At 66.8% G+C, this 25,483-nt stretch carries 28 protein-coding genes and 1 tRNA gene; 13 read left to right on the forward strand and 16 right to left on the reverse strand.

The window, feature by feature from the left end; translation table 11 throughout:
• Positions 1–20 precede the first annotated feature (20 nt).
• Positions 21–96 (reverse strand) — tRNA-His (locus NA11_RS30075).
• Positions 97–193: 97 nt separating this feature from the next.
• On the opposite strand from NA11_RS30075, the gene NA11_RS30080 reads away from it, so the two are divergent.
• Positions 194–604, forward strand: coding sequence for a cupin domain-containing protein (locus NA11_RS30080; RefSeq protein ID WP_069165411.1), 411 nt, complete (start codon positions 194–196; stop codon positions 602–604).
• A 142-nt stretch (positions 605–746) separates the two neighbouring features.
• Here the strand turns inward: NA11_RS30080 and NA11_RS30085 are convergent, their stop codons facing one another.
• Positions 747–1,670 carry an AraC family transcriptional regulator gene (locus tag NA11_RS30085; RefSeq protein ID WP_069165412.1) on the reverse strand — a complete coding sequence of 308 codons (924 nt, stop codon included), beginning with the start codon at positions 1,668–1,670 and terminating at the stop codon, positions 747–749.
• A gap of 96 nt (positions 1,671–1,766) precedes the next feature.
• Between NA11_RS30085 and NA11_RS30090 the strand changes: the two genes are divergently transcribed.
• Complete coding sequence (locus NA11_RS30090; RefSeq protein ID WP_069165413.1) at positions 1,767–2,825, forward strand: saccharopine dehydrogenase NADP-binding domain-containing protein; 1,059 nt, start codon at positions 1,767–1,769, stop codon at positions 2,823–2,825.
• A gap of 7 nt (positions 2,826–2,832) precedes the next feature.
• Here the strand turns inward: NA11_RS30090 and NA11_RS30095 are convergent, their stop codons facing one another.
• From NA11_RS30095 to NA11_RS30105, 3 genes are all read right to left on the reverse strand, one after another.
• Complete coding sequence (locus NA11_RS30095) at positions 2,833–4,023, reverse strand: epoxide hydrolase family protein (protein ID WP_084655197.1); 1,191 nt, start codon at positions 4,021–4,023, stop codon at positions 2,833–2,835.
• Between the two features lie 253 nt (positions 4,024–4,276).
• Positions 4,277–4,606, reverse strand: a complete 330-nt coding sequence (locus tag NA11_RS30100; RefSeq protein WP_069165415.1) for a hypothetical protein — start codon at positions 4,604–4,606, stop codon at positions 4,277–4,279.
• On the reverse strand, positions 4,606–5,808 hold the full coding sequence (locus NA11_RS30105) for a 3-ketosteroid-9-alpha-monooxygenase, oxygenase component (protein ID WP_069165416.1): 1,203 nt from the start codon (positions 5,806–5,808) through the stop codon (positions 4,606–4,608). Before NA11_RS30105 ends, NA11_RS30100 begins: the two co-directional genes overlap by 1 nt.
• A gap of 197 nt (positions 5,809–6,005) precedes the next feature.
• Between NA11_RS30105 and hsaA the strand changes: the two genes are divergently transcribed.
• The 8 genes from hsaA (at position 6,006) to NA11_RS30145 (ending at position 11,703) form a co-directional block, all read left to right on the forward strand.
• On the forward strand, positions 6,006–7,169 hold the full coding sequence (gene hsaA, locus NA11_RS30110) for a 3-hydroxy-9,10-secoandrosta-1,3,5(10)-triene-9,17-dione monooxygenase oxygenase subunit (protein ID WP_069165417.1): 1,164 nt from the start codon (positions 6,006–6,008) through the stop codon (positions 7,167–7,169).
• A gap of 8 nt (positions 7,170–7,177) precedes the next feature.
• Positions 7,178–8,059, forward strand: a complete 882-nt coding sequence (hsaD, locus tag NA11_RS30115; RefSeq protein WP_069165418.1) for a 4,5:9,10-diseco-3-hydroxy-5,9,17-trioxoandrosta-1(10),2-diene-4-oate hydrolase — start codon at positions 7,178–7,180, stop codon at positions 8,057–8,059.
• Between the two features lie 58 nt (positions 8,060–8,117).
• Positions 8,118–9,023, forward strand: coding sequence for an iron-dependent extradiol dioxygenase HsaC (gene hsaC / locus NA11_RS30120; RefSeq protein ID WP_069165454.1), 906 nt, complete (start codon positions 8,118–8,120; stop codon positions 9,021–9,023).
• A gap of 20 nt (positions 9,024–9,043) precedes the next feature.
• Positions 9,044–9,610 (forward strand): 3-hydroxy-9,10-secoandrosta-1,3,5(10)-triene-9,17-dione monooxygenase reductase subunit, encoded by a 567-nt coding sequence (gene hsaB, locus NA11_RS30125; protein ID WP_069165419.1) that lies wholly within the window; start codon positions 9,044–9,046, stop codon positions 9,608–9,610.
• Between the two features lie 30 nt (positions 9,611–9,640).
• Positions 9,641–10,429: an alpha/beta fold hydrolase gene (locus NA11_RS30130; RefSeq protein WP_069165420.1), complete on the forward strand. Its 789-nt coding sequence runs from the start codon at positions 9,641–9,643 to the stop codon at positions 10,427–10,429.
• A 49-nt stretch (positions 10,430–10,478) separates the two neighbouring features.
• On the forward strand, positions 10,479–10,712 hold the full coding sequence (locus tag NA11_RS30135) for a DUF433 domain-containing protein (protein WP_069165455.1): 234 nt from the start codon (positions 10,479–10,481) through the stop codon (positions 10,710–10,712).
• Positions 10,709–11,206, forward strand: coding sequence for a DUF5615 family PIN-like protein (locus NA11_RS44195; protein ID WP_141717921.1), 498 nt, complete (start codon positions 10,709–10,711; stop codon positions 11,204–11,206). The genes NA11_RS30135 and NA11_RS44195 overlap by 4 nt, the downstream gene beginning before the upstream one ends.
• Positions 11,207–11,334: 128 nt before the next feature.
• On the forward strand, positions 11,335–11,703 hold the full coding sequence (locus NA11_RS30145; protein ID WP_069165456.1) for a YdeI/OmpD-associated family protein: 369 nt from the start codon (positions 11,335–11,337) through the stop codon (positions 11,701–11,703).
• Positions 11,704–11,793: 90 nt separating this feature from the next.
• Here the strand turns inward: NA11_RS30145 and dmpG are convergent, their stop codons facing one another.
• The 4 genes from dmpG to NA11_RS30165 are packed head-to-tail and all read right to left on the reverse strand — an operon-like array spanning position 11,794 to position 16,177.
• Positions 11,794–12,831: a 4-hydroxy-2-oxovalerate aldolase gene (gene dmpG, locus NA11_RS30150; protein WP_069165422.1), complete on the reverse strand. Its 1,038-nt coding sequence runs from the start codon at positions 12,829–12,831 to the stop codon at positions 11,794–11,796.
• An 11-nt stretch (positions 12,832–12,842) separates the two neighbouring features.
• Entirely contained in the window at positions 12,843–13,754 is a 912-nt protein-coding gene (locus NA11_RS30155; protein WP_069165457.1) for an acetaldehyde dehydrogenase (acetylating), read from the reverse strand.
• A 10-nt stretch (positions 13,755–13,764) separates the two neighbouring features.
• Entirely contained in the window at positions 13,765–14,550 is a 786-nt protein-coding gene (locus tag NA11_RS30160; protein ID WP_069165423.1) for a 2-keto-4-pentenoate hydratase, read from the reverse strand.
• A gap of 1 nt (position 14,551) precedes the next feature.
• Positions 14,552–16,177, reverse strand: coding sequence for an FAD-binding protein (locus NA11_RS30165; RefSeq protein ID WP_069165424.1), 1,626 nt, complete (start codon positions 16,175–16,177; stop codon positions 14,552–14,554).
• Between the two features lie 105 nt (positions 16,178–16,282).
• Between NA11_RS30165 and kstD the strand changes: the two genes are divergently transcribed.
• Together kstD and chsH3 are read left to right on the forward strand one after the other, a co-directional pair.
• Positions 16,283–17,989, forward strand: a complete 1,707-nt coding sequence (gene kstD, locus NA11_RS30170) for a 3-oxosteroid 1-dehydrogenase (protein ID WP_069165458.1) — start codon at positions 16,283–16,285, stop codon at positions 17,987–17,989.
• Positions 17,990–18,079: 90 nt separating this feature from the next.
• Positions 18,080–18,940, forward strand: coding sequence for an enoyl-CoA hydratase ChsH3 (gene chsH3, locus NA11_RS30175; protein WP_069165425.1), 861 nt, complete (start codon positions 18,080–18,082; stop codon positions 18,938–18,940).
• Positions 18,941–18,982: 42 nt separating this feature from the next.
• Here the strand turns inward: chsH3 and NA11_RS30180 are convergent, their stop codons facing one another.
• The 6 genes from NA11_RS30180 to zapE form a co-directional block, all read right to left on the reverse strand.
• Positions 18,983–19,465: a hypothetical protein gene (locus tag NA11_RS30180; protein ID WP_069165426.1), complete on the reverse strand. Its 483-nt coding sequence runs from the start codon at positions 19,463–19,465 to the stop codon at positions 18,983–18,985.
• Positions 19,462–20,736, reverse strand: coding sequence for a DUF58 domain-containing protein (locus NA11_RS30185; protein WP_069165427.1), 1,275 nt, complete (start codon positions 20,734–20,736; stop codon positions 19,462–19,464). Before NA11_RS30185 ends, NA11_RS30180 begins: the two co-directional genes overlap by 4 nt.
• Positions 20,737–20,803: 67 nt before the next feature.
• The gene (locus tag NA11_RS30190; protein WP_069165428.1) at positions 20,804–21,766 is read right to left on the reverse strand and encodes an AAA family ATPase; all 963 of its coding nucleotides are present in this window, start codon (positions 21,764–21,766) and stop codon (positions 20,804–20,806) included.
• A 29-nt stretch (positions 21,767–21,795) separates the two neighbouring features.
• Positions 21,796–22,293: a hypothetical protein gene (locus NA11_RS30195; protein WP_069165429.1), complete on the reverse strand. Its 498-nt coding sequence runs from the start codon at positions 22,291–22,293 to the stop codon at positions 21,796–21,798.
• A complete protein-coding gene (locus NA11_RS30200) occupies positions 22,290–23,207 on the reverse strand; it encodes a DUF4129 domain-containing protein (protein WP_069165430.1) in 918 nt (305 codons plus the stop codon). The genes NA11_RS30195 and NA11_RS30200 overlap by 4 nt, the downstream gene beginning before the upstream one ends.
• Before the next feature lie 180 nt (positions 23,208–23,387).
• The gene (zapE, locus tag NA11_RS30205; RefSeq protein ID WP_069165431.1) at positions 23,388–24,377 is read right to left on the reverse strand and encodes a cell division protein ZapE; all 990 of its coding nucleotides are present in this window, start codon (positions 24,375–24,377) and stop codon (positions 23,388–23,390) included.
• A gap of 54 nt (positions 24,378–24,431) precedes the next feature.
• On the opposite strand from zapE, the gene NA11_RS30210 reads away from it, so the two are divergent.
• Positions 24,432–25,022, forward strand: coding sequence for a TetR/AcrR family transcriptional regulator (locus NA11_RS30210; protein WP_069165432.1), 591 nt, complete (start codon positions 24,432–24,434; stop codon positions 25,020–25,022).
• Here NA11_RS30210 and NA11_RS30215 read toward each other — a convergent pair.
• Positions 25,019–25,462 (reverse strand): NUDIX hydrolase, encoded by a 444-nt coding sequence (locus NA11_RS30215; RefSeq protein WP_069165433.1) that lies wholly within the window; start codon positions 25,460–25,462, stop codon positions 25,019–25,021. The genes NA11_RS30210 and NA11_RS30215 overlap by 4 nt on opposite strands.
• Between the last annotated feature and the right edge of the window lie 21 nt (positions 25,463–25,483).

Consider the following 25,483-nt stretch of genomic DNA (forward strand, 5'->3'; position numbering starts at 1 on the left):
AACGGTCGATGTCGCATCATTGGGGTGAGTGACCGGACTTGAACCCGCGACCTCCTGGACCACAACCAGGCGCTCTGCCAGCTGAGCTACACCCACCATGTGCAGCGAGGGTAACCCGGCGGTTCGGTTCCGGTCTCCTGAATTTCGCTCGCGCGTCCGGCGGCTGCGCCCTCGGATCAGGCATAGTCGAATCATGATCGACAACCGACCCGCGCTCGCCGCCGCCCTCGACCTGTCCCCGCACCCGGAAGGCGGCTGGTTCCGCGAAACCTGGCGCAGTGCGGTGGAATTCACCCCGGAAGGGTACGAAGGCAGCCGGTCGAGCGGGACGGCGATCCATTTCCTGCTGATGCCGGGCGAACAGTCCGCGCCGCACACGGTGCGCTCCGACGAGCTGTGGCTCTGGCATCGGGGTGGTCCGCTGGTGCTGAACATCGGCGGCGAAGAAATCGTGCTCGGCCCCGACGTCGAGCACGGTCAGGTGCTGCAGGCGGTGGTGCCCGGCGGCGTCAGCCAAGCCGCGCGCCCCGCAGGCGACGACTACGTGCTCGTCAGCTGCTTCGTCTCCCCCGGCTTCGACTTCGCCGACTTCACCATGGATTGATCCGCACGACGACGCCTCGCTTCGCTCGACTTTCGTCGTGCGGATCCGACGCTGCTGTTCGACCGGGGGCGCTTCGCTTCCCCGGGTCGAGATATACCGACCGCTGACCACCACATCCCCGGCGATACGGGGACGACCACGGTTAGACCGCGACCAGGGGTGGTTTGTCCTCGGCGCGGCGGTATTGACCTGGGGCCGTGCCGTATTCGCGTTTGAAGGCCTTGGCGAAGGCGAACTCCGAGGTGTAGCCGACCTTTCGGGCGATGCTGTCCAACGAGGCGTTGGATTCGCGCAGGAGGCGGGCTGCGGTGAGCATGCGCCAGCGGGTGACGTAGGCGAGGGGCGGTTCGCCGACGGTGGCGGCGAAGCGGCGGGCGAGGGTGGCGCGGGAGACGCCGGCTATGTCGCTCAAGTGTGGGACGGTCCAGTTGCGGTCGGGCGCCTCGTGGACGGCGCGCAGGGCCGCGGCCACCGCCGGATCGGCGAAGGCGCCTGCCCAGCCGCCGGCCGCCTCGGCGCTCTCGGCTTGCTCGTCGAACCAGGCGCGGAGCATGAAGAGCAGCAGGATGTCCAGGATCGCGGGGAGCGCGGCGTCGCTGCCCTGGTTCGGCGCGGCGACCTCGGCGGCGAGCAGGTCGACGGCGGCGCGCAGCGCTGGGTGGCGGCCGGGATGTGCTGGGAGATGGACGAATTCGGGTAGCTCGTCCAGCAGCGGGTGACTGCGCTGTCTACCGAGTTCGTAGGCGCCGCACAGCAGTGCGGTGCGCGCGCCGGTTCCCGGTATCTCGCGCGGCTCGCCCGGTTGCGCTCGTTCGGTGACCGGGCTGTCGAGCCGGTCCACCAGATGGTGGTCGGCGCCGCGCGGCATGAACAGGACATCACCCGCGCCGAGTGCGATCGGTTCAGCGCCCGACCGCACCGCGAAGCACGAACCCTGCAGCACCACATGGAAACCCGCGCCGGGCACCACCGGGTAGCCCCGGCCCCATGGCGCGTGCCGCACGAACATCCCCGAGGTCGGATTCCCGGTGCGGATCGCCGCGATGGTTTCGCTGAGGACATCCATGCCATCGACCCTACCGCTCTCAGCTGAGTGTTTCAGACATAGTTGCGAGCAATTCAGCCATTCATTTACTCATCACCCGGCCATAACTTCATAACCATGACAACGACGAACTCCACCGAGACCACCCCGGCGATCGCGATCTACGGCGCAACCGGTGTCACCGGCGGCTACCTGCTCACCGAGCTCCGGCGCCGCGGCATTGCACCGATCTTGGTCGGCCGCAACGCAGATCGGATGCGCACCGCCGCCGACACCGCCGGACTGCCCGACGCGACGATCCGGGTGGCCGATCTCGCCGACCACGCCGCGCTCGTCGCCGCCTTCTCCGACGCCGACGTGGTGATCAGCAGCCTCCCCGCGTATGTGGACCACGGCCCCGCGGTGCTCGCCGCCGCGATCGAGGCGGGCGCGCACTACACCGACATGGCGGGCGAGCAACTGTTCCTGCGGCGCGTATTCGACGAGTTCGGCCCGCACGCCGAGGCGGCAGGCGCCACGCTCGTCTCCGGCATCACCGACAGCAATCTGCCAGGCGACCTGCTCGGCTATCTGACGACCCGACGGGTCGACGGCCCGGCCGAGGTGGTCATCAGCCACCTGAGCAAGAGCAACGGCAATGGTTCCAAGGGCAGCGCGAAGACGGTGTTCGCCAGCCTAGACTGGTTCCGTAGCGGCGGCTGGCACTACGCGGACGGCGAATTCCGCACCGGCGCAACGGCTCGCCACCCCGAGCTGACCTTTCCCGGCCAGACCGCGCCGACCGCCGTCGCGAAATTCCCACAGCCACCGGTGCTGACGATCCCGCGCCACTCGAACGTCGCCTACGTCGAGGGTGTCCTCGCCGAGTCCATCCTCGACACGCTGAGCGGCTTCACCGAAGACGTCATCGACTCGCTCCCCGAATCCCCCAGCGCCGACCTACGTTACGACCTGGTCGTCGACGCCTTCGGCACCGACGGTCGCCGCGTGCGCGGCGTGGTGAGTGGCGTTCACTCGTACCGGGATTCGGCACTGATGGCGGTCGAGGTGGCCGTCCGGCTGGCCAACGGCATCGCGAAACCGGGCGCGCTCGCGGCCGCCGAAGCATTCGACGCCGCCGAATTCCTCGACGCGCTGGCACCATTCGACATCACCTGGCGCATCGAGGAACTCTGATCCAGGACTACCGCAGCGACCGGAATCCTGCGCGAACCTCGTCGACGAACATTTCCGGCTGTTCCCAGGCGGCGAAGTGACCGCCCTTGTCGAGCTTGTTGTAATGAATGAGTTTGGGATAGGCCCGCTCCACCCAACTCCGCGGAGCTTGATAGAGCTCGTCGGGGAAGGCGCTCACCGCCGCCGGGATGGTTACCCCTTTGGTCGCAAGAAACGCGAACTTGTTTTCCCAATACAGCCGGGACGCGGAAACCGCCGTGTTCGTCAGCCAGTAGAGCGTCATGTTGTCGAGCACATCGTCTCGGGTCAGGCCGACCGCCTTGCCGGCAAATGCCGCCGATATCAGGGCCATGCTCGGCACGTCGTGGTCGGCCATGAAGGCCGCCATACCGACCGGCGAATCCGCGAACCCGGTGAGCGTCTGTGGCCGCGACCCCATCAGCAATGCGTAGTAAATGTGCTTGTAGGAGAAGGCCAGCTGCGCACATGCGCGCCGTTCCTCGTCCGAGAGATCGTCGGGCAGCGGATTACCCGACAGCAGCGCCGCGTCGATGTCCGGCGGCACCGCGCCGGGCATGTTGGTGTGGATACCGATCAATTCCGGCGGCGCCTGCACGGCCATCAGGTCCGTGATCACCGCGCCCCAGTCGCCGCCCTGCGCCACGTACTCGCGGTACCCGAGCCGGTTCATCAGCTCGGCCCAGGCGCCTGCGATGCGGCCGGGACCCCAGCCGACCACGGTCGGCTTCCCGGAGAACCCGTGTCCCGGCATCGAGGGGATCACCACATGGAAAGCGTCCGTTGCCTTCCCGCCGTGCGCGGTCGGATCGACCAGCGGTTCGATCACCTTCAGCATTTCGAGGATCGAGCCGGGCCACCCGTGCGTGAGAATGACCGGCATGGCCGCTTCATGCTTCGAACGAACATGAATGAAATGAATGTCGAGACCATCGATCTCGGTCAGGAATTGCGGCAGTGCGTTCAGCTTCGCCTCGCACTTGCGCCAGTCGTACTCCGCGAGCCAATATCTCGCGAGTTCCTTGATCGTGGCGAGCTGGACGCCTTGCGTCAGATCGTCGACGGTCTCCTTGTCGGGCCAACGGGTGGCCGCGATGCGCGCACGAAGCGCCTCCAGTTCCGTATCGGGGAACGCTACGGTGAATGGCCGGATCGCTGAAACTTCGGGATTGACAGACATGAGTGATCGCCCTTGCTGCATGAGTTCAACGAAGATCGAGCGGCCGTCTGCCCACACACCGCTACACACGGCACGTCGTCTACTTTTCGCGAGGGGATCTCGAGAGTCCGCCTTGACTTCTGCCGGTTCGGCATAATCCACGCCCCGCCGACTCAGTTTAGTCGTCGCAGCGGGGCGGCCTCCAGCGAATGCTGTTGATTCACTGCGCATTCGCGGTGCGCAGCTCGGCTCTGGGTGAGTTGATACGCGCGGGCTAGTCCGGGACCTCGAGCACGCCCTCGTCGACGGCCCACTTGATGGTCTTCTCCAGCTGTCCACAGGTGTCGGGGCGGCCGGGAGCATTGCCCTTCTTGCTCAACTCGGCGAACACCGGACAGTGCGCCGCCGGGTTGTCGACCCACTCCACCGACGTCTGATGAGAACTGCTCTTGCGCACCATGACCTGGCTATGGCAGGCCTGACACCGCAGTGGTGTCAGGCCCTGCTCGAGATAGCGCTGCTTGTCGACGACCGTCTGGGCGCGCACTTCGGCCTGCCGTGCGGGCTGATCGGCGAAGTCGGGTGCTTTCGCCCAGGTGGCCATCAGACGCCTGCCTCCGCCGCGTCGGTCTCGGATTCCCGCTTGCGGCGCAGGTTTTCGGCGACCTCGGCCTCCCATGCCTCGTTCGCCTTGGTGGTGTCCACCTCGAATTCGAAGCGCTGGGTCATCTTGTCGGTGACGTCGGCCAGGTCGACGTAGAACTGGTCGTACCAGCGGCGCAGCTGATAGACCGGGCCGTCTTCCTCGCACAGCAGCGGATTCTCGACCTTGGACTTGTGCTTCCAGATCTCCACATCCTGTAGGAATCCGACGCTGATGCCCTCGGTCATCTTCGCGGCAAGCCGGTCCGCCATCTCGCCGTCGACGCCCTGCGGCTTCTCCAGCGTGACGCCCCACTGCAGGACGAACGAATCCTGGGTCACCGGGTAGTGGCAGTTGATCAGGACGCTCTTGACCTCGAACCCGCTGTAGAAGTTGACAAGCGGGTTGATCATGTAGGAGGGACCGTAATACGACGCCTCCGAATGCAGCAGGGTGTCGCCACCGTACTTGGACGCCATGCCGATGTCCGGCCTGCCCTTGGTCTCCAGGAACTGGGTGGCGATGTGGCCCTCGAAGACGTTCTTGAAGTAGGTGGGGAACGCGAAGTGGATGTAGAAGAAGTGCGCCATGTCGACCACGTTGTCGATGATCTCGCGGCAGTTGGCGCCCTCGATCAGCATCGAGTTCCACGTCCACTCGGTCCAGCCGCTGTCGAGCTGCTCGGAGGCGTTGCCTTCGGTGTCCGCGTACGGGCCCGCGATGTGCGGGATGGTGATCTCGGGCGGGGGCTGGCTGCCCTCGACGTCGTGCCAGACGAACAGCTGACCGTTGCGCTCGAGGGTGGTCCACTTGCGGGTCCGTGCCAGCGGCGGAACGCGACGGCCATAGGGAATCGCGGAGCACTTGCCGGTGGTGCCGGACCAGCGCCAGTCGTGGAACGGGCAGGCGATGTCGCCGTCCTTGATCTCGCCCATGCTGAGGTCGCCGCCCATGTGCCTGCAGTAGGCGTCGAGCACGCGCAGCTCGTTGTCGCTGTCGACCCAAACGACGAGCTTGGTGCCGAACACCTGCACCGCGTGCGGCTTGCCGTCGCGGAACGTCTTGGCCAGACCGAGGCAATGCCAACCCCGTGCGTACCGGGTGGGTGTGGTCCCGACGTCGAGCTCTCGGACCTTGCCGCCCCCCTGTGGGGTAACCGCCATCGCGAATCCTCCTCCTTCTGTACTAGAACACGTTACAAAAATGTCGCGTTCCACGCCAGCGATTCCCGCCACTTCCTGCACATGTCCATCAATGACCAGGGAGCAGACCCGGTTCTCGACATAAATAAGAACCTGTTCTAGTCTCAGAGGCAAATGAGTACCGGTTATCAATCGACCAGGCAGGAGCAGGTCCCGAGATGACGCAAGAAGTGACCGAACGGGTCGACGCGCTGTTGCCGACACTGCGCGAGCGCGCGCAGGAGGCCGAGGACCTGCGGCGCATCCCCGACGAATCCATGAAGGCGTTGCAGGAGACCGGCTTCTTCCGGTTGCTGCAGCCCAAGCAGTGGGGCGGTCACGCGGCCGACCCGGTGACCTTCTACGACACGGTGCGCAAGATCGCGAGCGCATGCGGGTCCACCGGCTGGGTGGCAGGCATTGTCGGCGTACACAATTGGCACCTGGCACTGTTCGATCAGCAGGCGCAGCAGGACGTCTGGGGCGACGACACCGAGGTGCGGATCTCCTCGTCGTACGCGCCGATGGGCGCCGGACAGGTCGTCGACGGCGGGTACCTCGTCAACGGCGCATGGGCCTGGTCCTCGGGCTGCGACCACGCCACCTGGGCGGTGCTCGGCGGACCGGTGATCAAGGACGGCAAGCCGGTCGACTTCGGCAGCTTCCTGATCCCGCGCAACGACTACCGCATCGACGACGTCTGGAACGTGGTCGGCTTGCGCGGCACCGGATCCAATACCGTTGTGGTGAAAGACATTTTCGTCCCCAAACACCGCTTCCTCAGCTTCCGTACGATGAGCGAGATGAAATCGCCCGGCCTGGTGCAGAACACCGACCCGGTGTACAAGATGCCGTGGGGCACCATCCATCCCACCACCATCTCCGCGCCGATCGTCGGCATGGCCTACGGCGCGTACGCGGCGCACGTCGAGCATCAGGGCAAGCGGGTCCGTGCCGCGTACGCGGGCGAAAAGGCGAAGGACGACCCGTTCGCCAAGGTGCGCATCGCGGAAGCGTCCAGCGATATCGATGCGGCATGGCGGCAGTTGTCCGGCAACGTCGCCGACGAATACGCACTGCTGGTGGCGGGCAAGGAAGTTCCCTTCGATCTGCGCGTCGCCGCGCGGCGCGACCAGGTGCGGGCCACCGGGCGTTCGATCGCGGCCATCGACAAGCTCTTCGAGAGCTCCGGCGCCACGGCGTTGTCGAACGACACTCCGCTGCAACGCTTCTGGCGTGACGCGCACGCGGGCCGGGTGCACGCCGCCAACGATCCCGAGCGCGCCTACGTCATGTACGGCACGCACGAGTTCGGGCTGCCGGTCACCGACGGGATGGTGTAGGGGCTGTCGTGACGTCAACCGTGACACTCACTGCCGAATCGACCTCCCGCTACGCACAGGTCCGACCGGACCTGCGATTGCACTACCACGAGGCAGGCGTCGGCAACGGGCCGACGATCGTGCTGCTGCACGGCGGCGGGCCAGGCGCGTCGTCCTGGTCCAACTTCGCCCGCAACATTCCGGTGCTGGCCGAGCACTTCCACGTGCTCGCCGTCGACCAGCCGGGATACGGCCGCTCGGACAAGCCGACCGAGCACCCGCAGTACTTCGTGCACAGCGCCTCGGCGCTGCAGGATCTGCTCGACCACTTGGAGATCACCACCCGGGTGCACCTGCTCGGCAACTCGCTCGGCGGCGGCGCGGCCGTGCGGTTCGCGCTCGACTACCCGGATCGGGCGGGCAAGCTGGTGCTGATGGGCCCGGGCGGGCTGAGCACCAACCTGTTCGCGCCGGACCCCACCGAGGGCGTGAAGCTGCTCGGCAAGTTCAGCTACGAGCCGACCAGGGAAAACCTGGAGGCGTTCCTGCGGATCATGGTCTTCGACCAGTCGCTGATCACCGACGAGCTGATCGACGAGCGGTTCGCCGCGGCAAGCACGCCGGAATCGCTCGCCGCCACCCGAGCGATGGGAAAGTCCTTCGCCGGTGCGGATTTCGAGAAGGGCATGCTCTGGCGCGACGCCTTCAAACTACGGCAGCCGGTGCTGCTGATCTGGGGGCGCGAGGACCGGGTCAATCCGCTCGACGGCGCACTGGTCGCCACCAAGGTGATTCCGCGGGCACAGTTGCATGTGTTCGGCGGCTGCGGACACTGGGCACAGTTGGAGAAGTTCCACGAATTCAACCGGCTGGCCATAGATTTCCTGGCTGGCGCCAAGGAAACGCGGTGAATGACAATCGCATAACGGCCGACACGGCGCGGCCGTCCCGCGAGATACAGGAGATGTGATGGGGATTCGATCACTCGCCTATTTGCGCATCGAAGCGACCGACATGGCCGCGTGGCGCGAGTACGGGCTGAAAGTGCTCGGCATGGTCGAAGGCAAAGGGGGAAATCCGGACGCGCTGTATCTGCGGATGGACGAATTCCCGGCCAGGCTGGTCATCTCGCCCGGCGACAAGGACGCACTGCAGATCTCGGGGTGGGAGACCGCCAATGCCGAAGAATTGCAAGATATCCGGAATCGGCTCGACGGTGCAGGCGTGCCCTACAAAGAGGGCACCGCAGCGGAACTGGCCGACCGGCGGGTGCACGAGCTGATCCGGTTCGACGATCCGTCCGGCAACACCCTCGAGGCGTTTCACGGTGCGGCACTGGAACATCGGCGAGTGGTGAGCCCGTACGGGCACCGGTTCGTCACCGAGGAACAGGGACTCGGGCACGTCGTGCTCAGCACCAAAGACGACAAGGCCGCGCTGGAGTTCTACCGCGACGTGCTCGGTTTCCGGCTGCGCGACTCGATGCGGCTGCCACCGCAGATGGTCGGGCGCCCGGCCGACGGTGAGCCTGCCTGGCTGCGCTTCTTCGGCTGCAATCCGCGGCACCACTCGCTGGCGTTCCTGCCCATGCCGACACCGAGCGGCATCGTGCACTTGATGCTCGAGGTGGAAGCAGCCGACGACGTCGGGCTGTGCCTGGATCGCGCGCTGCGCAAGAAGGTGCGCATGTCCGCGACCCTCGGCAGGCACGTCAACGACAAGATGCTCTCCTTCTACATGAAGACGCCGGGCGGCTTCGACGTCGAGTTCGGCTGTGAGGGACTGGAAGTCGACGACCATGACTGGATTGCCAGGGAATCCACCGCAGTGAGCCTGTGGGGCCACGACTTCACCGTCGGGCAGCGCCAGCAGTGAATGAGAGGGCGAGCGAGCCGATGACCGACCCGGAGATCGATGCCAGGCAGTTCCGGAATGTGCTCGGCCAGTTCTGCACCGGCATCACCGTCATCACCACCTTCGACGTGGCAGGCGCGCCACTGGGTTTCGCGTGCCAATCGTTCGCCGCCCTCTCCCTCGACCCGCCCCTGATCCTGTTCTGCCCCACCAAGACGTCGCGTTCCTGGGCGGCCATCGAACAGTCCGGCCGCTTCTGCGTGAACGTGCTCGCCGAGGAGCAGCGCGAAGTGTGCGCCCGCTTCGGGTCCCGCGAAACCGACAAGTTCGCTGGCACCCCGTGGCACACCTCCGAGTTGACCCTCCCGCTGCTCGACGACGCCCTCGCCACCATCGAATGCACGGTGGACAGCGTCGTCGACGGCGGCGACCACTACATCGTCATCGGCCGGGTGCATGCACTGTCCGAATCCACCGCCACCGGCCGCCCGCTGCTCTTCTACCGGGGCCAGTACACCGCCATCGAACCCGACAAGACCACCCCGGCGCCCTGGCGCGCAGACCTCGAACACTTCCTCACCACGACCACACTCGACACCTGGTTGTAGGCGTCGGCGCGCCACCAGGATGATCGATGGGTGGCCAACGAGAAGAAGTCAGTGCGCAACGGGTCGGTCGCCTTGCCGATCACCCGGTCCGGAGCCGGTCAGCCCGTCGTGTTCTTCAACGGCATCGGCGCGACCCAGGCGTCGTGGAAAAACGTCGTCGCCGGCCTGACCGACCAGTTCGAGACGATCACCTTCGACTTCCGCGGGCACGGCAAAGCGACGTCCGCGGGCAGCTACACCTTCGGTGATTTCCTGTCGGATGCCGAGACGGTCATGGACGACGTCCTCGTCGAGCGCCCGATCATCGTCGGCTGGTCCCTCGGCGCCGATCTCGCCGTCGCCTACGCCGCCAAGCACCCGAAGCGGGTCGGCGCGCTCGTCCTGGTCGACGGCGCGGTCCCGATCCAGGGGCCCCTCGTTCAGGACGAAGCCGCAATGCGCAACGGCCTCAACAGCTTCGGCACCAAGTTCGCCATGTGGTTGATCCGCGCCACCCCCTACGGCTACCACCTCCCCCCGAAGGCGATCGCCGACCTCACCCTCGACGTCGACGAACGCCGCCAGCACCTGCTCGACACCTACGCCACCCTCACCTGCCCCACCACCCTCCTCGTCGCCACCAACACCGCAGAGGGCCACGCCACCCACACCGCCCACGTCAACGAAACCTGGCGCGCAGGCGCCCACCACCTCCACCAAACCCACCCCGACGTCACCGTCCGCACCCTCGACGCCACCCACAAACTCCCCTTCACCCACCCCATCCCCATCACCGAAGCCATCACCGACATCGCCCAGCGCCTCCGGCAACCGGAGTAGCTCGAAATGCGCGCTCGGTCCGGGCAATACCCCAGGTAAAGTGGATCGCATGTCCCGAATGGAGCGCATAACCACAGACCCGGCCATCTGCCATGGCAAGCCGGTTGTGCGCGGCCTGCGCTACCCGGTGGAGATGCTGCTCGAACTCTTGGCCGCCGGTATGAGCATGGACGAGGTCCTTGCCGACTATCCCGAGTTGGAAGTTGACGATCTCTTGGCAGTGCTCGAGTACGCTGCGATCGTCACTGCCCAGCGGACGACGATACCGTTCAACGCGGCGTGAAATTCCTTGTTGACGCCCAGCTGCCACGGCAGCTGGCGACCTTCCTAGTGACTGCAGGGCACGACGTTGTCCATACGTCTGAGCTCATGCGCGGTGACCGGACAACCGATGCCGACATCGCCAAGCTTGCGGACCATCAAGGCCGAGTGGTCATCACCAAGGACCGCGACTTCTGGATCGGGCACTTGCTCGACCACTGCCCACAATCACTACTGATCGTCGCAACTGGCAACATCAGCAACCGCGCACTCATCCAGCTCGTCACCGACCACCTAGATGAAATCGTCTGCTTGCTGAGTGATAGTTCCGTCGTAGAACTGGGTCGGGACCGATTGATCGCGCACGCGGATCGGGCTGACACTCCTGAGGAGCTCGTCGCACGACACCGCAGGCTGCCACCGGTCAACTACGCCGACGTGCGGCAGGAAGCCGATGAGTTCTTCGGTACCGAAGATCGGATCGGAGACGACGACACGTGGGAGGCCCGCCCATGAGCAATCGCCGCTGTCAGGTGTATTAGCTACTCGTACCTATCGAGCCAAGTCCGTTTATAAGTGCTCATTCGGTGAGCACTTAGGAGCGGAGGATGAGGGTCATGCATTCCGACGCTCGAGGAGATGACATGGGGCAGGTCGACAGCATTGAGGTCATTACGTGCGCTGACGCAGGTGAGTGGGAGGCTTGGCTGGCGGCCAATCATGATCGGGCCAAGGAAGTTTGGGTGAAAATTGCCAAGAAAGGGTCCGGCGAGAAATCGGTGAGCATCACCGAGACGCTCGATGGCGCCCTCTGCTACGGGTGGATCGACAGCGTTCGGCGGGGGCTCGATGCGGGGCACTATCTGCAGCGGTATTCACCGCGGCGGGCGCAGAGTCCGTGGTCGCGGATCAATGTCGGCAAAGTGGAAGCGCTTGTCGCCGCGGGGCGTATGCATGCGGCGGGTCTTGCTGCCGTGGCCGCTGCGAAGGCCGACGGGCGGTGGCCAGCATAGGAATGCGACCAGTCCGTGGGGGTGGGTGGTCCGAATACAACGATGGCTGATGTCGCGGTGGGTGGACCGTGACATCAGCCGTTCGAGGGGTCAGCCGGCCGGGACGGCAGCTTCGCGTTGCAGTTCGAGTGCGATGTCGATCAGCTGGTCTTCCTGGCCGCCGACCAGTTTGCGTTTGCCTGCGCGGACAAGCATTTCGGCGGCCGAGACGCCGTAGCGCTCGGCTTGGCGTTCGGCGTGCTTGAGGAAGCTGGAGTAGACGCCCGCGTAGCCCATCATCAGCGAGGAGCGGTCGAGCAGGCATTCCTGCGGCATGGCGGGCCGGACGACGTCTTCGGCGGCGTCGGCGATCGCGAAGAAGTCGATACCGGTGCTGATGCCGAGCTTGTCGCAGACGCCGACGAGGGCTTCGACGGGGGTGTTGCCCGCGCCCGCACCGAAACGGCGCGCGCTGCCGTCGATTTGGGTGGCCCCGGCGCGGATCGCGTAGACGGAGTTGGCAACAGCGAGGTCGAGGTTCTCGTGGCCGTGGAAGCCGACCTGAGCGTCGGTGCCGAGTTCGGCGACGAGCGCGGCGACCCGGTCGGTGACCTGGTCGAGGACGAGAGCTCCTGCCGAATCTACGACGTAGACACACTGGCAGCCCGCGTCGGCCATGATCCTGGCCTGCTTGGCCAGCACCTCCGGCGGCTGCGAGTGCGACATCATCAGGAAGCCGACGGTTTCCAGGCCGAGTTCCCGCGCCAGCCCGAAGTGCTGGATCGACACGTCCGCCTCGGTGCAGTGCGTGGCGATGCGGCAGATCGAGGCGCCGTTGTCCTGGGAGATCTTGATGTCTTCCTTGACACCGACGCCCGGCAGCATCAATACCGCGATCTTGGCCTGCTTCGCCGTCTCGGCGGCGATCGTGATCAGTTCCTGCTCAGGGGTTTTGGAGAAGCCGTAGTTGAACGACGACCCACCGAGCCCGTCGCCGTGGGTCACCTCGATGACCGGAACACCCGCGCCGTCGAGGGCGGCGACGATATCGCGCACCTCGGTGGCGGTGAACTGGTGGCGCTTGTGATGCGATCCGTCGCGCAGCGAGGTATCGGTGACGCGGATGTCGAGATCTGCTGAGTAAGACATGGTTTCGCTCCTTACACCCGTGCCGTCAGGATCTGGCCTGCGATGATCTCGCCGACCTTGGTGGCAGCGGCGGTCATGATGTCGAGGTTGCCCGCATACGGCGGCAGGAAGTCGCCTGCGCCTTCGACTTCGACGAACACCGAAACCTTCGCCATCCCACCGGATACCACCGAGGGCGGGTCGAACTGCGGCTCGTTGAGCAACCGGTAGCCGGGCACATACTGCTGGATGTCGGCGACCATCCGCTGGATGGAATCGGTGATGGCGTCGGTGTCCGCGTCTTCGGGGATGGCGCAGAAGATGGTGTCGCGCATGATCATCGGCGGTTCCGCCGGGTTCAGGATGATGATCGCCTTGCCGCGTTGCGCACCACCGATGGTTTCCACACCGCGGCTGGTGGTCTTGGTGAATTCGTCGATGTTGGCCCTGGTGCCCGGACCTGCGGAGACCGACGACACCGACGCGACGATCTCCGCGTAGGCGACCGGAACGACCCGCGAGACCGCGGCGACGATCGGAATGGTGGCCTGGCCACCGCAGGTGATCATGTTGACGTTCGGCGCTTCGAGATTCGCGCCGAGGTTCACCGGCGGCACCACCGCAGGACCAACGGCCGCTGGGGTGAGATCGACCGCGCGGATACCCGCTTCGGCGTACTTCGGTGCGGCCGCACGGTGCACGTACGCAGACGTTGCCTCGAAAATCAGCTCGGGCAGCTCCGATCGGCCGAGCAGCCAATCGACCCCTTCGGCGGAGGTCTCCAGCCCGAGCCCGCGGGCCCGCTTCAAACCCTCACTGTCGGGGTCGATCCCGATCATCCACCGCGGCTCCACCGTGGTGGAGCGCAGCAGCTTGTACAGCAGATCGGTACTGATGTTGCCGGACCCGACGATCGCGGCGGTGACGGTCCCGTTCTCGGACACCACTAGCCTCCTACGTGAATTGCAAACGGACAGAGCCGAGTCCAGCGAACTCGGCGAGGAATGCGTCGCCAGGCCTTGCGTCGATGGCACGCGTGCACGAGCCGGGCAGCACGATGTCGCCCTCCTTCAGCCGCACGCCGAAGCTCGCGACCTTGCGGGCGAGCCAGGCCACCGCGATCACCGGGTCACCGAGCACGGCGTCGCTGCGACCCTCGGCAACCACTTCGCCGTTGCGGGTGAGCACCGCGTCGATCTTCTTGATGTCGATGTCTTTCGGCGCGACCCGCTGCGGGCCGAGCACGTATCCGGCGGAGGACGCGTTGTCGGAGATGGTGTCGGCCAGGCCGATCTTCCAGTCCTTGATCCGCGAATCGATCAGCTCGATCGCGGGCGCGAAGGCCACGGTGGCGGCGAGCACGTCGTCTTCGGTGCAGTCCGCGCCGGGCAGGTCGGCGCCCAGCACGAAGCCGACCTCGACCTCGACCCTGGGGAGCAGGTAGCGCCCTGCCTCGACCGGAACGTCTTCGTAGACTTCCATTTCCGCGAGCAGGTGACCGTAATCGGGTTCATCCACACCCATCATCTGCTGCATCGCCTTGGAGGACAGGCCGACCTTGTGGCCGACCACCCTGGCGCCGGTGTGGAGCCTGCGCCGGATGTTGCGCAGCTGGATCTCGTAGGCATCGACGACGTCGATATCCGGATACCGGGCGACCAGCGGATCGATCGGCACCCGGTCGCGCTCGGCGCGCTCGAGTTCGTCGGCCAGTTCGGTTCGTACCGCGTCGGACAGCACGCTAATTCCCTTCCGCTGTTGCTTGATCGAGTGCCGGGACTTCCTCGCCTGCCGCGCTACGGCCTGCCCGGCGGCCGGAGAAGACGCAGTCGGCCAGCGAGAGCCCGCTGACGTAGGACTCCGAGCAGATGCCGACGGCGGTCCGGCCCGCCGCGAAGAGTCCCGGAATATCTGTTCCGGCAGTCGATTTGACCGCGCCGGTGCGCTCGTCCACGACGACGCCGCCGAGGGTGAGCATGGGGCACGGATTGGTCAAGCTCGGTTTGATGCCGACATCCAACAGCCAGAACGGCCCGGTGCGCAGCGGTTTGGTGAACTCCGCAGGCTTGCCGACCGGATCAGGCGTGCCGTCCGCGATCGCGGCGTTGTGCGCGTCCACCGTTGCAAGCAGGCCGACCACGTCGATGCCTGCTTTCCCGGCGACCGCCTCGAGCGTTGCGCCGCGAATCGCGGTGCGCCGCATCGCCTCGAACTGCCCGCGCTGGAACCAGGCGCCCTGCTTGCCGATCTGCGCGATCGCGGTGCGCATCAGCTCGTCGTCGGCGAGCAGCCAGCCCTTGCCGTCGTGTTCGGTGATGAGCTTGTGCCCGACCGCCGCGCCGTACCGTGTCTCGTCGATGACCCGGCGACCTGCCGCATCGACCAGTACCGCACCGGTAAAAGCGCTGGGCGGCAACAGGAACCGCCAGGCCGAGACATTGCCCATGCGATCGGTGGCCGCGCCGACCTGCTCGGCGAGCAGGATGCCGCTGCCGTCGTCGCCGGTGGTGCCGAGCGCGAGACCGCCACGATAGTCCGGCGCGTACTCGCGCAGCATGGCTCGGTTGGCGATGAACCCGCCTGCGCTCAACACCACTCCCCTGCGGGCGAGCACTCGAATTGTCCTGCCGTACTGGCGATCCAACCTCGCCAGGCGCTTCTCCAGCGCGGCACGCAGCGGCGGGTAATAGATGCCAGGCTTGGCGGCGAGCTGCGCCATCCGCGTGTAGCGATCGCGGATCCGGCCCGGTGCGTCCCGCAGCGTGCGGCATTCGAGGCCGATCACCGTCCCCGCGTCGTCGACCACCAGTTGCGTTGCCGTCGTCAAGGTTTCGACTCGAACCCCGAGCCGGGACGCGGCGGCGGTGAGCGGTCCGGTCAGCTGTTTGCCCGAGGTGCCCTTGCCCTTGACCCGATGCCCGCGCTGCGCCGCAGGGATATCGCGGAACGCACCCGAGATCTCGCTGCCCGAGTAGTACAGGTAGTAGCTGTCGTTCGGGTAGGACGTCTTGTAGGGGCACAGCGACGCCTCGAACGGCACGCCGTGCCCGCGCAGCCACTCGATCATCGCCGGGCTTTCGGCGACGAACCGGCGTAGCGTCTCCGGCGTCACCGCGTCCCCGACCTCACGCGTCAAATACGCAAGCATCGCCTCCGGCGTATCGACCACGCCGGCCTCCTGCTGCACCGACGTCCCACCGCCCGCATAGATGATGCCCCCGGACAACGCCGAAGCCCCGCCGCCTGCGAACCGCTCCAGCGCGAGCACCTGCGCCCCGTCGGCCGCCGCTTGCAGCGCCGCGGCAGCGCCCGCCGCGCCGAAGCCGACGACGACCACGTCGGCAACCAGGTCCCAATCGAACCCCATGTACTTCACTCCGGTCTGAAACTGAAACGAGTTTCTCGGCAGACAACGAGGCCGAGCAAGTCTTCTGCCACACAACATAGACCAATGACGGCATCATTCTATAACGTGTTCTACATGACTGATCCGGTTAATGGACCACGGAGCTACGATGTCGTGGTCGTCGGCAGCGGTGCCGCTGGCATGACCGCGGCCCTCACCGCCGCCCACCACGGGCTCAGCGTGGTGCTCATCGAGAAGGCCGCGCGCTACGGCGGGTCGACCGCACGCTCCGGCGGCGGCGTCTGGATCCCCGGCAACAAGGCGCTGCGTGCGTCCGGCCGACCGGATGACCGCGAGGTGGCCCGCACCTACCTGCACAGCATCATCGGCGACGTGGTGCCGAAGGAACGGATCGACACCTACATCGACCGTGGCCCCGAGGCCTTCGACTTCGTGCTCGACCACACCCCGCTGAAGATGAAGTGGGTGCCCGGCTACTCCGACTACTACCCCGAGGCACCCGGCGGGCTCGGCGCGGGCCGCTCGTGCGAGCCGACCCCGTTCAACGCGAAAGTGCTCGGCGCCGAACTGGCGAACCTGGAGGCGCCGTACGCCAAGGCACCGCTCAACGTCGTGGTCATGCAGGCGGATTTCGTCCGGCTCAACCTGATCCGCAGGCACCCGAAGGGCATGATGCGTGCCATGCGCGTTGGCGCGCGCACGTACTTGGCCAAGTTCACCGGCAAACACCTGCTCGGGATGGGGCAGGCCATCATCGCCGCGATGCGCAAAGGCCTGCTCGACGCGAACGTGCCTGTCCTGCTCAACACGCCGCTCACCGGGCTCGTCGTGGAGAACGGCGTGGTCACCGGGGTGGAAGCCGAGCACGAAGGCGAAAAGGTCACCTTCACCGCCCGCTACGGCGTCGTGCTCGGCAGCGGCGGGTTCGAGCACAACGCCGAGATGCGCACCAAGTACCAGCGCCAGCCCATCACCACCGAATGGACCACCGGCGCGGCCGCCAACACCGGCGACGGCATCGTCGCGGGCATGGCGGCCGGCGGCAATGTCGGCTTCATGGAGGACGCCTGGTGGGGTCCGACCATCTTCAAGGGTGGGCGGCCGTGGTTCGCGCTGGCCGAACGCAATCTGCCGGGCACCATCATGGTCAACGCCGAGGGCAAGCGCTTCGGCAACGAGTCGGCGCCCTATGTGGAGGCGGTGCACACCATGTACGGCGGCAAGTACGGCCAGGGTGAGGGGCCAGGCGCGAACATCCCCGCCTGGCTGGTGTTCGACCAGCGCTACCGCAATCGCTACATCTTCGCCGGACTGCAACCGGGGCAACGCTTTCCGTCCCGCTGGCTGGAGAACGACAACATCGTCAAGGCGGACACGATCGAGGAGCTGGCCGCAAAGATCGGCGTTGCCGCGGACAATCTCGCAGCGACCGTCGCCCGGTTCAACACCTTCGCCGAGAGCGGCGAGGACGCCGACTTCGGCCGCGGCAACAGCCATTACGACCGGTACTACGGCGACCCGACAGTCAAGCCGAACCCGTGCCTCGCCGCGCTGGTGCAAGGCCCGTTCTACGCCGCGAAGATGGTGCCCGGCGATCTGGGCACCAAGGGCGGACTGGTCGCCGACACCGCGGGCCGGGTGCTGCGCGAGGACGGCACCGCGATCGAGGGCCTGTACGCCTCCGGCAACTGCTCGACCCCGGTCATGGGACACACCTACGCCGGGCCCGGCGCCACCATCGGCCCCGCCATCACCTTCGGCTACCTGGCGGTGCTCGATATCGCCGAGCGCAAGGCGGCTGCGGGGGCGTAACCGCTTGCCCACGGACCACTTCCGTCGCACGATCGATCCGGTGCTGCCCGCCGGATCCGACGGGCAGACGCCACATTCGAAGGAGAACCGATGCCCATCGATCCGAAAGTCGCGCTCGGCGCGGAACTGCCAGGCCGGGAGTTCAGCTGGACGCCGTCGGATGTGCAGCTGTACCAGCTCGGACTAGGTGCGGGCGCCCGCTCGACGGACCAGGCCGAGCTGCGCTATCTCGACGATCGTGACCCGCAGGTGTTGCCGACGTTCGCGACCGTGGCCCCGACCCTGCACGAGACCGAGCCGCCGCGAGTCAGCTTCCCCGGCATCGAGATCGACCTGGCGAAGGTCGTGCACGGCCATCAAGAGGTCGAGGTGCATCGCCCGATTCCGGCGGGCGGCAAAGCGACGAGCACCGGACGCATCACCGAGCTGTGGGACAAGGGATCCGCGGCGGTGGTGGTGCAGGAGCAGACCGTCATCGGCTCCCACGGCGCACCGCTGTGGACAACGCGTTCCTCGATCTTCGCGCGCGGCGAGGGCGGCTTCGGCGGCGAGCGTGGGCCGAGCACCAAGTCGGAACTGCCGGATCGCGCACCGGATTTCGAGGTGAGCGCGCCGACGCTGCCGCAGCAGGCGCTGCTCTACCGTATGTGCGGCGACCGCAACCCGCTGCACTCGGATCCCGAATTCGCTCGTGCTGCCGGGTTTCCCGCGCCGATCCTGCACGGGCTGTGCACCTACGGCATCGTCTGCAAGACGGCCACCGACACAGTACTCGATTCGGTGGCGGCCAGGGTCACCGGATTCCGCGCCCGCTTCGCCGGCGTGCTGTACCCGGGCGAGACGATTCGCACCCGGATCTGGCGGCAGGACAACGAATTGATCATCGCCGCAACGGTGGTCGAGCGTGACGATGCGCCAGTACTCGGGGATGTAGTCCTGCGCTTCGCCTGAAGCTTCGGCGATCGATCTGCCGTATTCGATCGATGCGGCAGATCAGGGGGCATGCGGCTCCATCTCGGGCGCACCACCACCGGGCTTGCGTGGCGCGTCGTTGACGCGCCGGACCGCCGCGCCATGGACCACCAAGGCGTACAACGCGATCACCAACAGCGGAGCAACGACCGGTGCCCAGGCCAGGCGCAGCGGCAGCAACGCCGCGCCGATCGCGACGGCCGAGAACCCGACCGCGGCGGCGACGGAGGGGACCGTCGTCGGCACCACACCCTTCGGCGCGGTGACCGTTGCGGCATTCAGCAGATAGGCGGTGGCCACCAACCCTGTTGCCGCGGAAGCGAGTACACCGGGGTGCGCGACGGCAAGCACCCCGATCGCGAGCAGGACGGCGAGCACCGCGACCACCCGGAACCACCAGCCGAGCGCGACCAGGAGCAACGCGGGAGCCGCGGCGACCGGTTCGAGCAGCGCAACGGCGGTCACCAGCAGGACACCCGAGAGGACGGCGAGGAATCGGGTCATCGGCGCACCCGCACGGTCCTGCGGTGCTCAGGCAGCATCCGCATGGTCTGATCGAGCCTGGTGTCCTCCGGCCAGGCCACGATATCGACACCGACGGTGCCCATGTCGCGATACATCGAAGCCCGCTCCAGCGACCACATCCGAGCCAGCGTCGGGTCGAGGTGGTCACGAAACGGGGTGCCGCGCAAGACATCGACAACGACCACGACGTGCCCGCGCTTGCGCAGGTCGATCAGCGCGAGCGCGAACTGGGTGTCGAGCAGCGTGGAGAAGGCGACCACGATCGCACCGAGCGGCACGGCCGAATGCGGCGCCAAGGTGCCGGTGGTCGGGATGTATTCGCCGCCGACATCGAGCACGGTGTCGACGATCCGATAGAACTGGCGGCGCCCGATATCCGGCCGCAGCCAGCGCGGCGCCTGGCCGAGGCAGACGACGGCGGTGCGGTCACCGGCCTGCAATGTCGACTGCACCACCTGCGCCGCGCCGCGCACGGAAAGCTCGAGCGAGTCGGTGGCGGGGCCCGGCGCCTGCTGCGAGGTATCCACCAGCACAACGACATCCGCGGATCGATTGGTCAATCGCTCGGTGACATAGAGCCTGCCGCGCCGCGCACTCACCGGCCAGTTCACGATGCGCAGCTGGTCTCCCGGTGCGTAGGCGCGGATATCGGCGTACTCGACGCCAGGCCCGTGCCTGCGGGTGAGATGGGTGCCGAGCCGCTCGGGAAGCTCAGTGCGCGGCAACCGCATTCGCTGCGGATCGGTGATCGGGTAGACGTACAGCTGGCCGGCAGGCAGCACCGCATGGGCCACCGCGAGACCCGCCGGACTGAGCGCGGAGACCCGCACCGACACCGGATAGCGGCCCCACCGGTCGGCCGTGAGTGCCAGCCGCAGACCGGCAGGCGCGGCGCCGGAATCGCTGGCCTGTTCGACCGTGATCCCCAGCGCATCCACCTTTTCCGGCTTCAGTCGCAGCAGCGCATGCCCCTGCTCGACGAAGGCGGCGACGGTGAGCACCACCTCCTCGGTCTCGAAGCACCGCAGCGTGCCACCGCCGTCGACCTGAATCCTGGTGGTGGACAGCTGCCACGGGGCGGTGGCGAGCACACCGAGCAGCGGCGCGGCGAACACCACCAGCTGCCAGCGGCCGAGCACCACCGCGAGCAGCAGCGCCACCGCGGCACACGCCGCGAGCATGAAGACCAACGGTGCCGGACGCCACCGCAATTCGGCCTCGACCGCGGTGCTCGAGTCGCGATGTCTCATGACTCCGCCTCGTCGGCGCTCGGCTCCGTCATGGGCATGGCGCGCCGCCACATGACTCGCGCACCACTCATGTCACCGATGCGCGCGGAACCGGGAGACGGCGCAACAGCTCGGTGATCACGTCCTCGCCGCGGATCCGGCGCACCCACATCTCCGGCCGCAGCGTGATCCGATGCGCCATGGCCGGAATCGCCAGCGCCTTCACGTCTTCGGGCACCACGAAGTCGCGACCGAGCAGCAGCGCGCGGGCTCGCGACATCTGCACCAGGTCCAGTTCCGCGCGTGGGCTCGCGCCGACCTCGACCTGCGGGTGCGCCCTGGTGGCCGAGGCGAGCGCGACCACATAGCTCACCACGTCCGGATGCACGGTGACGTACTCGACCGACTGCCGCATCTCGAGCAGGCCGTTCGCGTCGACCACCTGGTTGATCTGCGGCTGCGTCGATCCGCGCTCCAGCCTGCGCCGAATCATCTGTGCCTCATCCTGTTCGGACAGGTAGCCGAGCCTGAGCTGGATCGCGAACCGGTCGAGCTGGGCTTCCGGCAGCGGGTAGGTGCCCTCGTACTCGATCGGGTTGTCGGTCGCGAGCACGATGAAAGGCTGTGGCAGCGGGAAGGTCTCGCCGTCGATGCTGACCTGTCCCTCCGCCATCGACTCGAGCAGCGCGGCTTGCGTTTTCGGCGGCGTGCGGTTGATCTCGTCGGCGAGCAGCACATTCGTGAACACCGGCCCGCGCCGGAAGGTGAACCGGCCCGAGGTCATGTCGTAGATGGTCGACCCGAGCAGGTCAGCGGGTAGTAGGTCCGGCGTGAATTGCACCCTGGTGAACTGCAATCCGAGCGCACCGGCGAACGACCTGGCGATCAGCGTCTTGCCGAGGCCGGGCAGGTCCTCGATCAGCACGTGACCGCCTGCCAGCACCGCGATCATGATCAATTGCATCTCGTCGCGCTTGCCGACCACGACCCGGGACAGCTCCCTGAGCACGGCCTCGCTGCGCTGGACCGTGGCGTCCATCGGCATCGTCATCTGTGTACCCGCACTTGCCTCAACCCATTTCACATTCTCTGCAGGCGGCTCAGGATCTCGTCCAGTGCCGCCCGGCCCGGCGCCCTAGTGGTCTGATCACGCAATGCCGAGTTGGCCGGATCCACCCAACGCCACAGCTCCGGCCCGAACAGGTGGATCCCGGCGAGCTCGGTCGCTCGGCGGTTCTTGGTGACTCGCTGCCCGCTGGACAGCTCGAACTCCTTTGCCAGCAACGGGCGTAGGTGCCGATCCCAATCGGCGCGGGTGCCCTCGGCCCGATCGGCCAGCATCTGCGCCCTGGCGTGCCAGCGGCGCAGCATCTCGGCGGGACCGTTCTCGATCTCGTCGATCTCGTCGTGCACCCGCGACTCCGAGCGCTCGAGCAGCGACCAGAGCAGACAGCCCAGCGCGAGTGCGACCGGGACCGCGGCGACGAAAAGCATGACGCCGCGCGCTCGTTCGAAGGTCACCAGCTCGATCAGCACGATCGCGAATGCGGCGGTGACCACGATGGCTGTTCGATTCACGCTGCCTCCCCTTGCAAGTCGGCGAGCACGATCCGCAGCAATTGTTCGGCCCGCATCCGCTGCCATTCGAGCATCGCGTGCGGGCTGAACCTGGCCTCCTCGAACAGCGCGACCAATTCCCGCGCCGACGCGTCGTGCAGCGCACCGCGTTCGAAGGCGCGGGCGAGCACCTCCATCGGGGTGTCCGAGATCAGCGGCGCGGCCGCACGATCGAAGGCGAGGCCGCGTTCCATCGCCACATAACAGGCGATGATCGCGGTGCGCGGGTCTTGCCCTGGCACATTCATTGCGGCCAAGCCCATTTCGGCCGCCCTGGCCAGCGAGTCCACCACGGTCGGCGGGACGGCGACCAGCGGCGGCGGTGCGGGCACCGGCCTGCGCCTGGCGGCCACCGCGACCGTGACGAGGCCGGCGAAAGCGATGGCGACCAGCGTGAACGCGGCGATGGCGGTCAACAGCAGTGCGGTGCCGGTCATCTCCCTCGCGGTCGCGCTACCGGGGTCCGTTGCGTCATAGGTGAATTCGTCCGGCGGCGGCTGACCGCTGGCCGGGCTCGCCGCCGGTGGCCGCGGCGTGCTTTCCGGGCCGACCCCGACGAAGTACACCGCCGATGCGGCCGCGGCGAGCAACGCCAGCACCGCGAGCCCGGCCAGGATCAGCAGGCCCACCCGGCCGAGACGGCCCTGCTTGCGCCCGGCGTCTCGATCGGGTTCCGGCATCGCCAGCGGCAGGCGATGTTGACTTGCTATCACTCCGGCGATCAGAATGACCATCGAAACAGTGAGCAGCACCGGCATCAACGCCACCGACAGCGCCGAGGGCGCGGTGCGGTCATCGCGAGATTCGGTCACGCCTGGGATGTATCCGTGCAGGGTGAAGGCGGCAGCGGCGAGTAGCGCGATCAGCACGATCACGCGAAATATCGGCGCTCGCGCCCCAACCAACCGATTACCACCAAACCTGAGTACTGCCCAAAACAGCCACATAGTTACATGCCGAGCGGTCCGCTCGGGATGGAATCGAATACTTCGGAATTGATCCTCTTTAACCAGGTTTGGTGCTGTTCCGGCGCAGTTCGCTCGCCTGATGGACCATTATCCGACGCGAGCAGGCGCGAATTGGGACAGTTCACAAAGCCGGCTGGCGAGCCGCCCTATATCGGGCACACCGAGAACGCAGTCGACCAATTCCGCGAGTGGAACCCGAGCCGAGATGCGCAGCTCCAGATCGGCGTCATAAAGCACATCGACCACATTGACCAAACGCATCGCCCAGTCAGGCGGCACCTCGCGCAGCGGCGGCACATCGCAAATTGTCCACCGCCGAAAACGGTGCGCCAGTTCGACATAGTCGGCCGCCGAAGTCGGTGTGCCACACAGCGTGGCGAATTCGAACGTGATCGCGGCACCGTCGACGGAACGGGCGCGCAGCACCCTGGCGCCGACCGGCACCTCGATCGAGCCGGTATCGCCACCGCCGGCCGCGCAGGTCTCGTATCGACCGGCGGCGAAACCTGTTGAGTGCGCGACTGATCGATGGTCGATGCGGGTGCGGTAGTCCAGCGGGCCGTCGATCGACACCACATCGAGGTGCGCGGTGATGCGCTCGATCGTCGGCAGAAAGCGGTCGTGGAACAGCGGATTGGGCAGCAGCTGCGCAGGCGGGTAGTTCGAGGTCACCACCAGGACGATGTGCCGGGCGAACAGGGTGTCGAGCAGCCGCGCGACCAGCATCGCGTCGCCGATGTCGTGCACGTGGAATTCGTCGAAGCAGATCAGCCGAGCATCGCCGAGCATGGCGTCGACCGCCTTGTCGATGGATCCCGTCGTGTGAGCAGCCTGGTTCAGCTGGGCATAGAACTCGTGGAAGTGGAAGCGGCGCTTGCGTTCCGAGGACACCTCGGCGAAGAACCGATTCATCACCATGGTTTTGCCGCGCCCCGGCCTGCCGTGCAGGTAGATCCCCCGATGCCGCCGAACCGGCCTGCCGCGCCGATCGACGAGCTCCCGCAGCCGGTGCATCGCCGCCGCCTGGTCTGCGTCCAGGACGACCGTCGAGCCTGACACTCCATCACCGATTTCCATGACGCCTCCTTGTCCTCTACATTTGTAGAGGACAAGGCTCGGCACGGAAAGGTGATGATGTCCACAACCGACCGACGCACGCTGATCGTCGAGGCCGCGATCGATCTGATCGCCACCCAGGGTCTTCGAGCCATGACCCACCGCGCTCTCGATACCGCACTGGCACTGCCCGCCGGATCGGCCTCGTACTACTTCCGCAGCAAGCGCGCGCTCGTCGAGGCCATCGTCGACCGCATCACTGCCCGGTCCCGCACCGACTTCGCCGCCGCCCAGCTCGCGCCGACCGGGCCGCCGGAGCCCGAGGCGATCGCGCGCGGCATCGCCGCCTGGCTCGATCGGCTGCTCGCCGAGCGGCGCAACCAGCTGATCGCCCGGCACGCGCTGATCCTCGACCTGCTCTCCGACGCCGACATGCACGCCAGGCTCGCCAACAGCCTGTTCTCCGCCACCCGTGCGCGAGACCTGTTCCACGCCTTGGGTGTTGCCGATCCCGACGGCACCGCCGCCGACTTCATCGCCCTACTCGAAGGCGCGGTCTTCGACCGCTTCGCCGGCGCCCGCGCACACCTCGCGCCTGGCACCGAGGACAGCCGTCGCCGGCTCACCGTCGCGCTTGCCACGTTTTTCCGGGGCGCGTTGCCCTAATGTGCCGTGTGCCAACCGCGTTCGCTGTAGGTGGCGCCGGAGAAATGCGCACGGATGCCTGCGGCGGGATAGGAGATGATCTCGTCGGGCAGCGCGTCGAGCGGGAACCAGCGCAGCTCGTGGCACTTGTCCGGTTCACGGTTGGTCGGCTCGCCGGTCCAGCGGCGCACCTCGAAGAACAGGCCGAGGCGCGCCTCGCGACCCGAGCCGACGACGTGCGCGGTGTGGATGTGGCGCAGGTCGGCCTGGTCGATGTAGACGCCGATCTCCTCGTCCGCCTCGCGGGCCGCGGCCGCCGTCGCGGACTCACCCGCCTCCAGCTTGCCTGCGGGCAGATGCCAGCGGCCGTCGAAGACGTCGTCGCTGCGGCGCTTGCTGAGCAGCAGGCGCCCGTCGCGGATGAGCAGAACGTGGACGTCGATCAGGTGCCGAGCGGTCATGGGGCTCCTCCCGTACGGCAA

The organism is Nocardia altamirensis NBRC 108246, assembly GCF_001612685.1.
Classification (GTDB): Bacteria; Actinomycetota; Actinomycetes; order Mycobacteriales; family Mycobacteriaceae; genus Nocardia; species Nocardia altamirensis.

What these genes read in the sequence shown, in the direction of transcription:
- NA11_RS30080 (WP_069165411.1), top strand. Translation starts at nt 194, where the DNA reads ATGATCGACAACCGACCCGCGCTCGCCGCCGCCCTCGACCTGTCCCCG.
- NA11_RS30085 (WP_069165412.1), bottom strand. Translation starts at nt 1,670, where the DNA reads ATGGATGTCCTCAGCGAAACCATCGCGGCGATCCGCACCGGGAATCCG.
- NA11_RS30090 (WP_069165413.1), top strand. Translation starts at nt 1,767, where the DNA reads ATGACAACGACGAACTCCACCGAGACCACCCCGGCGATCGCGATCTAC.
- NA11_RS30095 (WP_084655197.1), bottom strand. Translation starts at nt 4,023, where the DNA reads ATGTCTGTCAATCCCGAAGTTTCAGCGATCCGGCCATTCACCGTAGCG.
- NA11_RS30100 (WP_069165415.1), bottom strand. Translation starts at nt 4,606, where the DNA reads ATGGCCACCTGGGCGAAAGCACCCGACTTCGCCGATCAGCCCGCACGG.
- NA11_RS30105 (WP_069165416.1), bottom strand. Translation starts at nt 5,808, where the DNA reads ATGGCGGTTACCCCACAGGGGGGCGGCAAGGTCCGAGAGCTCGACGTC.
- hsaA (WP_069165417.1), top strand. Translation starts at nt 6,006, where the DNA reads ATGACGCAAGAAGTGACCGAACGGGTCGACGCGCTGTTGCCGACACTG.
- hsaC (WP_069165454.1), top strand. Translation starts at nt 8,118, where the DNA reads ATGGGGATTCGATCACTCGCCTATTTGCGCATCGAAGCGACCGACATG.
- hsaB (WP_069165419.1), top strand. Translation starts at nt 9,044, where the DNA reads ATGACCGACCCGGAGATCGATGCCAGGCAGTTCCGGAATGTGCTCGGC.
- NA11_RS30135 (WP_069165455.1), top strand. Translation starts at nt 10,479, where the DNA reads ATGTCCCGAATGGAGCGCATAACCACAGACCCGGCCATCTGCCATGGC.
- NA11_RS30145 (WP_069165456.1), top strand. Translation starts at nt 11,335, where the DNA reads ATGGGGCAGGTCGACAGCATTGAGGTCATTACGTGCGCTGACGCAGGT.
- dmpG (WP_069165422.1), bottom strand. Translation starts at nt 12,831, where the DNA reads ATGTCTTACTCAGCAGATCTCGACATCCGCGTCACCGATACCTCGCTG.
- NA11_RS30165 (WP_069165424.1), bottom strand. Translation starts at nt 16,177, where the DNA reads ATGGGGTTCGATTGGGACCTGGTTGCCGACGTGGTCGTCGTCGGCTTC.
- chsH3 (WP_069165425.1), top strand. Translation starts at nt 18,080, where the DNA reads ATGCCCATCGATCCGAAAGTCGCGCTCGGCGCGGAACTGCCAGGCCGG.
- NA11_RS30180 (WP_069165426.1), bottom strand. Translation starts at nt 19,465, where the DNA reads ATGACCCGATTCCTCGCCGTCCTCTCGGGTGTCCTGCTGGTGACCGCC.
- NA11_RS30185 (WP_069165427.1), bottom strand. Translation starts at nt 20,736, where the DNA reads ATGAGACATCGCGACTCGAGCACCGCGGTCGAGGCCGAATTGCGGTGG.
- NA11_RS30190 (WP_069165428.1), bottom strand. Translation starts at nt 21,766, where the DNA reads ATGACGATGCCGATGGACGCCACGGTCCAGCGCAGCGAGGCCGTGCTC.
- zapE (WP_069165431.1), bottom strand. Translation starts at nt 24,377, where the DNA reads ATGGAAATCGGTGATGGAGTGTCAGGCTCGACGGTCGTCCTGGACGCA.
- NA11_RS30210 (WP_069165432.1), top strand. Translation starts at nt 24,432, where the DNA reads ATGATGTCCACAACCGACCGACGCACGCTGATCGTCGAGGCCGCGATC.
- NA11_RS30215 (WP_069165433.1), bottom strand. Translation starts at nt 25,462, where the DNA reads ATGACCGCTCGGCACCTGATCGACGTCCACGTTCTGCTCATCCGCGAC.